General features: G+C 44.0%; 15 protein-coding genes. 2 read left to right on the forward strand and 13 right to left on the reverse strand.

Annotated elements, in window-relative coordinates; genetic code table 11:
- Positions 1-12 precede the first annotated feature (12 nt).
- Both BXY41_RS12585 and nuoE read right to left on the reverse strand, forming a co-directional pair.
- Positions 13-408: a (2Fe-2S) ferredoxin domain-containing protein gene (locus BXY41_RS12585; RefSeq protein WP_104437208.1), complete on the reverse strand. Its 396-nt coding sequence runs from the start codon at positions 406-408 to the stop codon at positions 13-15.
- A complete protein-coding gene (nuoE, locus tag BXY41_RS12590) occupies positions 408-893 on the reverse strand; it encodes an NADH-quinone oxidoreductase subunit NuoE (protein WP_104437209.1) in 486 nt (161 codons plus the stop codon). The genes BXY41_RS12585 and nuoE overlap by 1 nt, the downstream gene beginning before the upstream one ends.
- A 171-nt stretch (positions 894-1,064) precedes the next feature.
- Between nuoE and BXY41_RS12595 the strand changes: the two genes are divergently transcribed.
- The gene (locus BXY41_RS12595; RefSeq protein WP_104437210.1) at positions 1,065-1,910 is read left to right on the forward strand and encodes a MerR family transcriptional regulator; all 846 of its coding nucleotides are present in this window, start codon (positions 1,065-1,067) and stop codon (positions 1,908-1,910) included.
- A 118-nt stretch (positions 1,911-2,028) separates the two neighbouring features.
- Entirely contained in the window at positions 2,029-2,436 is a 408-nt protein-coding gene (locus BXY41_RS12600) for a hypothetical protein (protein ID WP_104437211.1), read from the forward strand.
- Between the two features lie 75 nt (positions 2,437-2,511).
- On the opposite strand, the gene BXY41_RS12605 is transcribed toward BXY41_RS12600, so the two are convergent.
- Genes BXY41_RS12605 through pduB form a run of 11 tightly spaced genes read right to left on the reverse strand, consistent with a single transcriptional unit; the run spans position 2,512 to position 13,171 of the window.
- Positions 2,512-3,300: a glycyl-radical enzyme activating protein gene (locus tag BXY41_RS12605; protein WP_104437212.1), complete on the reverse strand. Its 789-nt coding sequence runs from the start codon at positions 3,298-3,300 to the stop codon at positions 2,512-2,514.
- An 18-nt stretch (positions 3,301-3,318) separates the two neighbouring features.
- Complete coding sequence (locus BXY41_RS12610; RefSeq protein ID WP_104437213.1) at positions 3,319-5,847, reverse strand: glycyl radical protein; 2,529 nt, start codon at positions 5,845-5,847, stop codon at positions 3,319-3,321.
- 19 nt (positions 5,848-5,866) lie between these two features.
- Complete coding sequence (locus BXY41_RS12615; protein WP_104437214.1) at positions 5,867-6,646, reverse strand: MIP/aquaporin family protein; 780 nt, start codon at positions 6,644-6,646, stop codon at positions 5,867-5,869.
- A 4-nt stretch (positions 6,647-6,650) separates the two neighbouring features.
- Positions 6,651-7,769 (reverse strand): 1-propanol dehydrogenase PduQ, encoded by a 1,119-nt coding sequence (locus tag BXY41_RS12620; protein WP_104437215.1) that lies wholly within the window; start codon positions 7,767-7,769, stop codon positions 6,651-6,653.
- 18 nt (positions 7,770-7,787) lie between these two features.
- Complete coding sequence (locus tag BXY41_RS12625; protein WP_104437216.1) at positions 7,788-8,051, reverse strand: EutN/CcmL family microcompartment protein; 264 nt, start codon at positions 8,049-8,051, stop codon at positions 7,788-7,790.
- A 14-nt stretch (positions 8,052-8,065) separates the two neighbouring features.
- Complete coding sequence (locus BXY41_RS12630) at positions 8,066-9,538, reverse strand: acetaldehyde dehydrogenase (acetylating) (protein WP_104437217.1); 1,473 nt, start codon at positions 9,536-9,538, stop codon at positions 8,066-8,068.
- A complete protein-coding gene (locus BXY41_RS12635; RefSeq protein ID WP_104437218.1) occupies positions 9,538-10,305 on the reverse strand; it encodes a flavoprotein in 768 nt (255 codons plus the stop codon). Before BXY41_RS12635 ends, BXY41_RS12630 begins: the two co-directional genes overlap by 1 nt.
- Before the next feature lie 7 nt (positions 10,306-10,312).
- A complete protein-coding gene (gene eutJ / locus BXY41_RS12640) occupies positions 10,313-11,167 on the reverse strand; it encodes an ethanolamine utilization protein EutJ (protein WP_104437219.1) in 855 nt (284 codons plus the stop codon).
- A 13-nt stretch (positions 11,168-11,180) separates the two neighbouring features.
- Positions 11,181-11,813 (reverse strand): phosphate propanoyltransferase, encoded by a 633-nt coding sequence (locus BXY41_RS12645; RefSeq protein WP_207657071.1) that lies wholly within the window; start codon positions 11,811-11,813, stop codon positions 11,181-11,183.
- A complete protein-coding gene (locus BXY41_RS27340; RefSeq protein WP_104437220.1) occupies positions 11,810-12,358 on the reverse strand; it encodes a BMC domain-containing protein in 549 nt (182 codons plus the stop codon). Before BXY41_RS27340 ends, BXY41_RS12645 begins: the two co-directional genes overlap by 4 nt.
- Before the next feature lie 27 nt (positions 12,359-12,385).
- On the reverse strand, positions 12,386-13,171 hold the full coding sequence (pduB, locus tag BXY41_RS12655; protein WP_104437221.1) for a propanediol utilization microcompartment protein PduB: 786 nt from the start codon (positions 13,169-13,171) through the stop codon (positions 12,386-12,388).
- Positions 13,172-13,175 lie beyond the last annotated feature (4 nt).

The following is a 13,175-nucleotide window of genomic DNA, read 5'->3' on the forward strand; positions in this document are numbered from 1 at the left end:
ATGCCCTCCTCCTTATTCCACGTTTTCAAATGATTTATTAATAATTGCATTTTGGAGGAGGCGGCCATTTTTTATATGCTCAACCACAATTTCCCGTCCTCTGTTCTCGTCCACTTTTCCATATAGAACTGACGGCATTCCTTTGGAGATAACTTCGACCACCGGTTCCTGGGCACAATATCCGATACAGCCAGTCTGAGTTACAGATACATTGGCAAGTCCCTGCTTTGCAATTTCATCCAGAATGGCTTTCATGGTTGATCTGGCACCGCTGGCAATCCCGCAGGTCGCCATTCCCACCCGGACTAAAACCTTATCCTCAGATTCAGCAGTGGACCGTAAGTCCAATTGATCAAGAGCTGCCTGTCTGATCTTTTTCAGTTCTTCTACTGTTTTTAACTTAGCCATCACGCTTCCTCCTGATATTCTTCAATGATTGCTTTAACCTGATTCAGTTCAACCCTTCCATATACCTTATCATTGACCATCACAACAGGAGCAAGACCACAGGCACCAATGCATCGTAATCCGGATAACGTGAATTTTTTATCTTCCGTTGTTTCACCTGCTTTGATATTCAGGATCTTTTCAAATTCCCGCATAATGGCATCGGCACCTCTTACAAAGCATGCAGTTCCCAGGCATACATTGATCACATACTTACCTCTGGGTTCTGTGGTAAAGTAAGAATAAAAGCTAATGACACCAAATACCTTCGCACTGGGGATCTCAAGCTTTTCAGCAATAAAAAAAATCACATCATTGGACAAATATCCATAGAGATGCTGAGCTTTGTGCAGTACCGCAATTAACGCTCCTCTCCTGTCTTCCATGCTGTCAATAAATTTCTGCAGATCCTTAAATTTCTCCTGGGTATTGCATTTGCTTTCCATAAACAGATCTCCTTTTGGCTTTATGTAGACGCTCCCTGTCTTACAAGGGATAGATTTCCTGTTTATCCTGTCTTATATACATATAAATTACAAATATATTTAAAAAATGATTGACACTGACGGAACGTTATGGAGTATAGTTATCCTATCAAGAGCAGGAGGAAAGAAAGTATGAGAACTGTAAAGGAAGTATCAGAACTCACCGGTGTCAGTACGCGTACGCTTCATTATTATGATGAGATCGGCTTGTTTCCGCCTACAGACAAAAGTGAAGCTGGATATCGGCTTTATGACGACAGAGCCATAGAAATTCTACAACAGATTTTATTCTTTCGTGAGTTCGGTATACCTCTTAAAGATATTAAAACCGTCATGAAAAACCCTTCACTTGATAGAAATCAGATTCTGCAATTGCAAAGAGAGATGCTGGTTGAAAAAAAAGAACGCATGGAACGCCTCATTGCCAGCATAGATAAGGTTCTGAAAGGAGACAACAAAATGGATTTTTCAGTTTTCACCAAAACAGAGATTGAGAAAATGTTTCAGCTTATGTTTGACAGCATGCCGGAGGAAATGCGTCAGACAGCCATTGGTGAATTTGGCAGCTTAGAGCATTGGAAGAAGCATTATATTGAAGCCGTATCTTCAGAAGATATGCAAAAACGCTATGCCAAAGTAGTTGAGTGGTATGGCGGGAAAGATGCTTATTTGTCCACCCTTGAAAATCCAATCAGCAGAGAAGTTGCCGAAAGCTACAAAAAGCGGGAGGACACAATCCGTAAAAAGCTGATAGAAAAACGTGGTTCTGACCTTAATTCTTTTGAAGTGAAGGCGATTATCGGTGAATATGGTTTCGTCATGAAACAGGTTTGCCAGATGAAAGAAGAAGAGGGCCTGATGCTGGCAGTTGCCCAGTCCTACCGTAACAGGCAGTGTCAGCAGGCAATCGATCAGGAATATGGGGAAGGTGCAGCAGAATTTTTTGCACAGGCAATCGAAGCATTTTATTGTAATTAACTTCCGACACTCCTAACAGGAAAGCTTTTGTATTTTAAAGCAGAATATGGTAATATAATTAACAAATTAAATTACTTATAATTAATTAACTGCGAATGTCACAGAGGAGGTAACAAAGATGAGGAAAGAAAAATATTTGTATCTTTATTTGCTTTTATTCTTGTTGATGACAATTGGTGCATTTGTATGGCAAATGTTTTTTCCCAATGTGGCAGAAACTTTTTCGGTATGGCGGATGAGTCGGGGATGGCAGGCCGAAATTGCTTTATGGAATGTTGGGATTGATTTTGGCATTGTTATTACACTGATCAGGCGTAACATTGAATATGCAAAAATACTCTCGCTTATCTCGGTTGTACTTTGCATTTTATTAGGGGGACACCACCTTATTTATGCAGTTACAGCAACGAACGGCAATATCACTCTGCATTGGATGGGCGCAATTGAAGTGCTTCTTATAGGCGGAGGGACTGGTATTTTTGCCCTTATTAAGTCTGACTGTTTTAAAAAAGAAGCAAGATATTGACTTTATGAAAAAAGCCAGCATTTCGCTCATAGCGAAAAGCTGACTTTTAAAGCCGTATACAATCTCCACTCTCTCTTATCCGCCGATCTGGCATTCCAGACCTGACAATCTGGCAATCTTCAGCATCTGTTCCATCTGTTCACTGTTCATAGGTTCTATTCCCTTTAAGGAATAGTCTTCTCCCAGACCTTCATATTTTGCCTCACCCAAACGGTGATATGGCAGAAGATGAAGACGCTTTACACCCTGAATGGAGGCAGCGTAGGTGGAGATCATTTCAATCTCCTTTTCTGTATCATTAAATCCAGGAACAACCGGTACACGAACGATCAGTTCTGTTTTTGACAGACCAATCTTCCTGATGTTTTCCAGTATCCCTCTGTTTGACAGCCCTGTAAACTTCAGGTGCTTTTCCTCATCCACATGTTTCATATCACACAGTGCCACATCAAGCCAGGGAAGAAGCTGTTCAATCACTTCATATTCCGCAAATGCGGAGGTTTCAATGGCAGTGGAAATACCTTCAGACTTGCATGCCTCAAGTAAAGACCTGGCAAAGTGCGGCTGCATTAAAACTTCCCCTCCAGAGATTGTTAAACCACCATGGGAACGGTAATAGTAAATCATGTCTTTCCTGATCTCCCTCATCACTTCCTCTACCGTCATTTCCTTCCCAATCAGCTTCTGTTTTCCCTGAACCAACATATATTGGGGTTCTCTGGACAGATTCTCCGGATTGCAGCACCATTTACAGCGCAATGGACATCCCTTCAGAAAAACGAGAGTTCTGATGCCCGGTCCGTCGTGAACGGAAAATCTCTGAATTTCCGAAACAATTCCTTTCGCTTCATATATTCCCTGCATGCTCCGTCTCTCACTCTCCTAAAATATTTGCTCTGTACGATTAATAATATCATCCTGAAGGCTCTTATCAAGGTAAATGAAATGAGCGCTGTAGCCAGCTACACGGACAACCAGATTCTTATACTGATCGGGATGATTTTGTGCATCAACCAGTGTCTCACGACCTACTACATTATACTGTACATGCATTCCTTTCTGATCAAAGAATCCTCGTACCAAAGCAGAAAGTTTTTCCAGACCTTCTCTTCCGCTAAGAGCAGAAGGATGGAATTTCTGATTAAATAATGTACCGTTTGATACAATCATATGGTCTAAATGTGCAACGGAATTAGCAGCTGCTGTCGGTCCATTGGTGTCTCTGCCGGATACCGGTGATACACCGTCAGCCAAAGGCTCTCCCGCCTTTCTTCCGTCGGGCATTGCACCAGTCTGTTCGCCCATGGGCACATTCGCAGATACGGGATATAAACCTGGCTGGAATTGTCCTCCCCTGACATTTCTGTATTTTTCTACCTCACGGCAATATACCAGTGCAGAGAGTCTTGCCAGGTCATCGGCTTCTTCAATATCATTTCCGAACTTCGGCACATTTTCCATATCCTCAAGCATACTGCTGTAATCACCAGAAGCTTTCTTTGCTGTTATTCCCTGAGATGTAAGTTCTGCAAGGCGGGCAATCTGATCCGGAGACAGGCTCTTTCCTCCTTCTGTCAGACGACGTACTACTTCCTTTAATATCTCTGCATCCACGGCTTCCATGGATGTTCCGCCAAAGTTATCCTCCATAGCCTGTTTGATCTGAGCAAGAGTATACTTCTTCTTATCAAATACAAGTTCCTTGATGCACATCAGGGAATCGCCCACATTTGCAACGCCAACGCCCTGAGGTCCTGTAAAGTTATAATGGGCTCCACCGCACTGAATCGACTTTCCTTTTCCAATGCAGTCATCTACCATAGATGATACAAAGGGAAGGGGCGCTCTCTGACCATGGGCCATATCAACGGAATTATCTGCATTGGTGAGGAATCTTACACAGTATTGCATCTGCTTCTGATAAGCTTCCAGAATCTGCCCAAAGCTGGTAAAGGAAGTAAATTCTCCGGTTTGAGGCGTAATTCTCACTCCATCCAGACAGCCATTGTAAACCACCAGTTCCAGTACCTTTGCCAGATTAAAGAATGCTGCATCATGCCAGCCTTCCGTCTTTCCACCCACCTGAGGCTCCACGCAGCCGATGATTCCATAATCTCTCGCATCTCCCAGAGTAAGTCCTCTGTTTACCAATGCAGGAATGATTACCTCATCATTGTAATATGCAGGCATACCAAGGCCCAGTCTTGAAGTCTCAGCAGCCTTAATTAGCAGCTCATGAGGAGAACCGTTCCAGACACGGATTGAAATAGATGGCTGGGGAAGCTTTGTATGCTGGGTTGCTTCCAGGCATGCAATAGACAGTTCGTTGGTCGCATCCATACCCGCTCTATCCTGTCCTCCTACAATCAGGTTCTGGAACATGGGATAACCGCCAAAGCCTTTGGTGGATCCGGTATCACGGACTTTGTTCACATCATTGAACTTCACCCACAGGCAGTCCAAAAGCTCCTGCGCTCTTTCCTTTGACAAATTCAGACTTTCGATGTCTGCTTTATAATAGGAATACATATACTGGTCAAAGCGCATGGGGGAAATGGAGTGGCCATTGGATTCAATTTGTATAATTGCCTGAACAAACCAGAAGGATTGTAAAGCCTCATAAAAATTCTCCGCTGGATTAGCAGGGACTTTCCTGCAGTTTGCTGCGATCACTCTCAATTCCTGAGCCCGCTTCATATCTCTTTCTTCTGCTGCCATCTTTTCAGCCAGAGCTGCAAAACGTTCAGAATAACGAATTGCTGCTTTAGATGTAATTATTACTGCATTTAAGAAATGGGTTTTTTCAATTGAGTCAGGACAGCCTTTATCCAGGTTCGCCAGTGCATTCTCCGCATCTTTGATAATGCCTGAGAATCCATTCTTCAAAACCCTTTCATAATCAACGCTGATATGACCCACACCATTAAAATAGTAATTACCAACAGTGAATACATTATGATTCATGGCAGTTTTTGTATCATCATACATTAATTCTGTTGCCAGTTCATTGACAGTACGACCGTTCCAGTATGTAAAGCACTCTTTTAATTGATTTTTCACTTCATCTGTAATGGTAAATACATCACCTTTACGCTGTGCAAGTGAATCAAACTCATCCAAAAGCCATTTGTTGGAAAACTCCGGGAAAATCTGTGTGGATCTGGGTGCAGTCGTGAGATTACCTACAATTAATTCACTGTCACGGATTACCAGCGTCATATTTTCCAGTATATATTCCAGAGCCTTTGCTCTTCTAAGAACCATTGGCAATGCTTCTGTCTCTTTATAAGATTTTGTAATCAGTAAAGCCCTCTCTGATTCCACTGCCGGCAATGCCTTATATAATCCATCAATTAAGTTTTGAATCCTTGGGCTTGTTTCCTCCGGCCCAATGTTTAATATCTGCTTCATGGTTTTTCCTCCATCTCCATTACATTTTTTCTCTCAAGGGTTTAACAATTTTTTTGTAAATGCCACCGCCTAAAATACCTCCGAGAAAAGGTCCGAAAACCGGAACAATTAGTCCATATAAATTACTGCCTAACCCGTATTTTCCCCAGCCTGCTGCCATCACAAATAATCTTGGGCCGAAGTCTCTGGCGGGATTCATGGCGAATCCAGTCAGTGGACCAAAGGCAATTCCACAGAAAATAACGATGGCACCAATGGCAATATCTCCAATTCCCGCGTCAGGTGCAGAAACATTTTCTTTGTCTGTCACTGCATATATGGTAAGTACCAGCATGGCAGTAATGACGGTTTCATTGATAAATGCTTTCAACATGGAGACCCCGGCTGCCGCTCCAGTCACAAAGATTCCCATCGCTCCGGTTCCTTCTGCGGTTCCTCTTACCCACCCGTTTACTTCTTCCATTCCTCTTATTCCGGAAGAAAACAGATAGTATACAAGTGCGGCTGCACAGAACGCACCGAGTGTCTGCGCGGCGATATAGCATACGGCCTTTTTCTTGTCAAATCCATCCCATACAACCAATGCCGCTGTAACTGCAGGATTTAAATGAGCGCCGCTCACTCCTCCCACAATGTAAATCGCAATGGTAATTGCCCCGCCCCAGCATACTGCCATAAAAGGATAACTTATATCGCTCATTTTCAGCACCATGGCCGCTACAGAGGCAAATCCAATGGAAACAAATAAGAATGTGCCCAGGAACTCTGCCAAACATGGAATCAGTATTTTTTCCTTCATCCCCTTATTTTCCTCCTGTATAGCTTTTTTTGTATAAATCCCTTAAATCCTCTGCTGATGGCTTAATGGGATTTGTTCTCGTGCAGTTATCTCCTGATGCAGCCATTGTCATCCGATCCAGCTTGTCATAAAAATCTGTCTCATTGACACCAGCTTCTCTGAAAGAAGCAGGAATTTTAATCGCTTCGGACAGCATTCTTACTGCTGCCTGCAGCACTTCAGCTCCGTTTTCAGCATTTTTAGGAGAAAGTCCAAGCCTCCATGCAAGATTCCCATATCGTTCTCTTGCTCTCTGATCAGCTGCATTGTAACCCAACACCCATGGGAGTAAAATTGCATTGGCTCTTCCATGGGGAACGTGTAATGATCCGCCGATTGCATGTGCCAGAGAATGATTGATTCCAAGAGAGGCATTGGTAAATGCCATTCCCGCCATACAGGAGGCATCGTGTAAAAATCCTCTTGCCTCCAGATCATCTCCATGCTTTACTGCTGTGGGAAGGAATTCGAATACAATCTCCACTGCTTTTTCTGCCAGGGCGTCTGAGAAACTGCTTGCATCAGTAGAAACATAAGCTTCCAGAGCATGAGTCAATACATCCATCCCTGTATCGGCAGTAATGGACGGAGGAACTGTTTTTGTCAGATCCCCATCCAGTACTGCTAAATCTGGAAGCAAAGCATCATCAACCACTGGGATTTTGCGCTGATCCATCTTAATAACCGAAAAGTTAGTGACTTCCGATCCGGTTCCGCTTGTAGTGGGTATTGCTACAAACACCCGTTTTTTTTCTTTTTCCGCGATTTTCCCACTGCAGTAAAGAATACTTTTTGCTGCATCAATGGTCGATCCGCCACCGCAGGCAATAATCAGATCAGGATCTGTCTTTATAAAGACTTCCGTTCCTTCAGCAATCAACGGGGTATCCGGGTCAGGATAAATATGATCAAAAACAGTTACCTGCGCATCTGTTCTTAATTGTGTCATGACAGGCTTAATGTTTCCGCTTTTAACCATAAACGGATCAGTGATGACCAGAACACGGTTATAGGCCAATTCATCCAATACCTGTATGGAACCGGCGCCAAAATATACTGCCGGCTTAATCTGAAATTTTTTCATTTTGATAGCCGCCTTACCTTATTCAAATTCTATGGTATCAACAATTCCAACAATGGACATATCGCCCACCATGCTCATATCGTTGTCTACGCTGCCGCCCCAGTCAACCAAAACACAGTCTCCAACACCTGCACCAACCGCATCTATGGCCACGTAGGGAGTTTCACTTTCCATCAGTCTTCCTGTTTCATCCACTGACTTTATAACCAGAAGCTTTCCTCCCACCAGTCTGTCTGTCTTCTGAGTGGCGACTACTTTTGCTATTACTTTTGCTAAATGCATGTAATCACATCCTCTCAGATTCCGCTCAGTATCCGGCGTAGCAGATCTTCCACCTCTGCTCTTGGTATAGAAGTTTCCGCTTTCTGCTCCGACTTCACACAACCGCAGGCTGGGATCTCCCTTTTTATTTCTTCTAAGGAACGCATGCCATAAGCGATACGGCGTACATTGATCAGATTCGTCGGGCCGATGTTGTCCGATGTGGAACTGCCTCCAACTGCACCACAGCCCAGTGTCAGAGCCGGAACAAGATTGGTGGATGCTCCGATTCCGCCAAGAGTAGCAGGGGTGTTGACCAGTAAGCGGGATACATTCTTCTTTAAAGCAAATTCACGGATAATATCCTCATTCTGAGAATGGATCGTCATGGTATGACCTTTTCCTTCATTGTTTAAGATTTCCATACAACGCAGGCAGGCACTTTCCCATGTGGGCTCCGTGTAAAATGCAAGGACTGTTGTCAGTTTTTCTCTGCTGTACGGATTTTTATGAGAAACTGTATCCTGGAAAGAGACAAGAACCTTTGCATCGCCCGGTATATCGATACCGGAAAGCTTAGCCAGTTCCTGAGCGCTTTTTCCAACAATTACCGGATTCATGGTCATATTTGGACGAAGCAGAAATCTTCCCAGTTTTTCGGACTGCTCCTCTGTCATGAAATAAAAGCCCTGACGCTTCATTTCTTCCACGACCGTATCTTTCATCTCTGCTTCCACCACAACAGACTGTTCCGACGCACAGATTACACCATTGTCAAAGGTTTTGCTCTCTAAAATCTGGCTTACTGCCTTTTTCACATCTGCACTGCGTTCAATAAATGCGGGACCATTTCCAGGTCCTACCCCTATGGCCGGAGTTCCTGAGCTGTATGCCGCTTTCACCATGGCTTCTCCGCCTGTAGCCAGAATCAATCCAATATCCTTATGCTTCATCAGGGCATTGGTGCCATCCACGGTGGGGACATTGATGCACTCGATTAACCCCTCTGGTGCTCCAGCTGATACACTTGCATCCTGAAGAATCTTCACAGTTTCCTTGATGCAGTTTACAGCAGAAGGGTGCGGAGAAAATACAATTGCATTTCCTGCCTTTAAGGCAATCAGGGATTTGAAAATAACCGTTGATGTCGGGTTTGTAGATGGAATTAAGCCTGCAATAACTCCCATTGGAACGCCTACTTCCATCACTTTTAATTCTTTGTCATCCCGGATTAATCCAACCACTTTCTGGTCTTTCATTGCCTCATAGACATACTTGGCTGCAAAAACATTCTTTACTATTTTGTCCTCCCATTTCCCGTATCCGGTTTCTTCTTTTGCCATCTTTGCCAGCATTTCAGCATTTTCAAGTGCTGCTTCCATCATGGCCTTTACGACCTGATCCATTTGTTTCTGGGAAAACTCCTGATAAGATGACTGTGCTTCTTTTGCTTTTGCCACCTTAGTTCTAACCTCCTGTATGCTTTGGAGGTCCTTATCATATTCCATCACGGCTGATTCCCCTTTTTCTTTTCAATAATTTCTACAATAATGTTCTTTTCGTTTAATGCTTCTCTTGCCAATGGAGTGATGACACTGCGGGAAGATACTTTGATTCTCTGTCCTGGCCGAAAGCCCTGTACATCTTTCATGGTCAGTACAAAAAAAACCTCTGATGATGATTGTTCTGGTAAATGCCTTTCTGAATAAATGGGGATTTCCGGATAAAGCATCTTCTTCAACCGGGACGAAAATTCCTCCCGCCCAATCAATATGGCTCCAAATTCGTTCCATCGCTCCTCGTAGCCAGCCATCATCCGATTATAGGACTCATTGAGATTCATCCCTGTTTCTCTTGTATGTCCGCTGTCGGGACTACAGTTTTCCGTCACTGCCAGTATGGGGATCTTCTTCATAAAGCCAGCTGCAATCGCCATGGAAACCAGGTTGTCCTGTATTCCCATCGCTCCCTTTGCCAGAGTATTTCTGGTTAATACCGGAATGATGATGATGTTAATTTCATTTATTTCCCGATATAATGTCTCTCCATCCAGAATAAAGCGTGAGTCCAGCCTGTCCTTGATTGCACTGGATGCAAGGCTTTTGAAAGCCGGAGTTACCGCTATTCTGGCTTCTGTCAACAGCAGCTCATCAACCATCTTCTGATATTCCTGATAATCTGCAGTACCTCCGGTCAGAAGAACCAATGCCTTTTTATCCATCATCGGCAAAAGACTTTTTAAAATATTTCTGATAATTTCTTCTTTTTCCATCATCTTATTCCTATGCCTTCTCTTTCACAGATGGAATTGACATAGCAATTCCTATGGGTGTCACCAGCAAAGGATTCTGGGGTTTATAAACGGCAATCCCCAGATATTTTTGAAAAACTGCCTCAATTCCTTTCAAACAGCTGGTCCCTCCTGCTAAATAAATGGGGCCCTCCTGTTCTCTCATAAAGGAACGGGTAATGTGCGCCATTTTTTCCATAACAGGCTGGATCATGGTAAAAACCAGCTGATAGTTGTCCTGGCTTTTTTTGTACTGCTCCGCTTCTGAAAATTCTAATTCCATAGCTCCGGAAATCACTAATGTCATGTGAGTTCCACCGGTGGGTTCATCCATGGAATACATGATCTGACCATCTTTTACCGCGGAAACACCGGTAGTACCGCCGCCTATATCCACCACAATTCCGTCCCTGATTCCCATCATTACGGCGGCAGCTTCCGGTTCATCTATTACATGAGTCACATGAAAACCTGCATTTTCCACCACATTACTGATTACCTTCGTGTTTCCGGTCATGATACCTGGCGGAATTGCAGTCGCAGCTTCTTCCAGTTTCGTGTTCAGCCGTTGTTCCAGCCTGCTCTTTAGTTTTTCCAGTATCCGGACAGCATCTAAGAATTGCACTACAATTCCGTCCTTTACCACATTGGCTGACTCCATTTCAAATGCTACCGGGCGGTTTTCCTGGTCTAACACCGTCACCACAATATTGGAGGTTCCCAGATCCACCCCTACTTTCAGAGGCAGCACAAATTGTTTTAAATCTATGAATTCTTTTTCAGAAGTTGCATCCATTTGAAGCAGATATTCATTCGAACGATCCATTTCTGTCTGCTCTCTGATCATATTACCATTCCTCTCACTTAATCAGCTGGACAACGGCATCTGACGGGGTTCCTGCTGCATTGGCCTCATCTGTATCAATGTGGAACTCCAGTGCAGACTGCTCCGTTACACGAATTACCACATGGTGCATGGTATAGCCTCTTTCACCCGGAATTTCTACAGATACCGAATCCCCGTCATTCACCTGAAAATGCAGAGCATCCCCAGGACTCATATGAATATGAGGCTTCGCGATAATAACGCTCTCTTTCATCACCATCATTCCCCTGGGCCCGATCACACAGATGTCTGCTGCACCACTCAAATCTCCGGAAAGACGCACTGGCGGATTTACACCCAATGAAAAACCATCCGAACGGCTGATCTCAACCTGGTTTTGTTTTCTTACCGGACCAAGCACTCTTACATTTGAAAAACTGCCTTTTTTCCCGGCAATACACACGGTTTCCTTTGCTGCATACTGTCCTGGCTGTCCCAGATCTTTTGCCTTTGTCAGCTCATATCCCTTTCCAAAAAGAATCTCCACAGATTCCCTGGTCAGATGGATATGACGGTTAGATACTCCCAGTGGTATTCCATATTCCGCCGGCTGGTTCTCCATCATAGATAAAATTGCTTTTACAGTGAATTCCTGATTACTTGTCATGTTTCATTTCCTCGCTTTCCTCTTGCATGAATGCACAATTTCTCCATTTGTCCCTTTTCTCTCGGACACTTGGGATCCTTGCACAGATTGCAGGTATATGCTGGACTCTTTTCATTCTCAGATTCTCTGTCTGCAATTATCTCAATGTTATTCAGGTTTTCCACAACTTCTGGTTCCACAGACGTTTCTTCCACTTCGGCGGTCTTTTCTTTTTCCTCTGCCGCTTTTTCACTGCAATCCACCTGTGTGGCTTCTTCCGCTTTCCCGGATTCTTCTGCCATTAACCAGCCCTTAAGCCCAGCGGACAGCCGGGGGATTACATGAGCAGATACCACTGTTCCGACTTTTTCTGCATTTACCCCAGCTGAAGTGACTGCCGCTTTTACAGCTCCCACATCACCGGAAAACTTTACCGTAAAATAGGCTCCTGTGGCATTCTCTATGCCCACCAGAGAAACATTTGCTGATTTAAGGCCAGTATCTGCCGCTTCTACCGCCGCAAGCAGACCAATTACTTCAATTAATCCCAGCGCTTCATCTTTCAAAAGGCTCTACCTCATTTCTGTGCCATTTTACAGTGTGGGGGTCGTCATAGATACTGGATTCTGTCCCATACCACGAAGAACGGAAAGTCCCACATCCCTTGCAGCCAGAACAGACTGTCTGACGGCTCCTGAATCCCCTGAAAATGTCACAATAATCTCATTGGAAAAACATGTGCCTGATGCAGGGCTTGCATATGTAACAATATCAACATTTGCTGTTTTCATCGCCATATCTGCCATCAGAAGCCCTACTGCTGCCGGTGCTCCTACCGTAATTCCAAACGCCTTTCCAATGGGAGCATGGAATGCCTTATTGAGCGCATAGCTTGCACGGGCAGTGTAATGAAGCTCAATATGCCCTGCATCACATCCATACACATTACCAAAGTTCCGCTCAAGAGCCGACAGCATTATTTCTACGGCACGTCTTGCATCAGAAACATCTTCTGCTGCAAATATAATTGTGCTTCCATGTCCTGCTCCGCCTTTTGTATCACGGCAGAATTCTACGCTCACTACTTCCGTATTTGTAGCTTTTACTGCCTCGTCAGCAGACATCACATGAGGTGCTCCACCTGTTCTGGAACTCACGATACCGATGGAACGATACTTAGGATCCAGCTTCAGATTTTCATGCAGATGATACTCCAGATTTGCAATTACCAAACCAACTGTGTCCCCAATTCCGGCACCTACAAACTCGGTGAGATTGCACTGAGATGACACAGCTGTCTCCACTTTTTCTGTTGTCTGCTCTTTATTCTCTGAACCAGTAACAGAACTTAAAATCTTATCTAATAAATCCTTATCCATGATC

It is taken from the genome of Lacrimispora xylanisolvens (assembly GCF_002934545.1).
In the GTDB taxonomy this organism is placed as follows: domain Bacteria; phylum Bacillota; class Clostridia; order Lachnospirales; family Lachnospiraceae; genus Lacrimispora; species Lacrimispora xylanisolvens.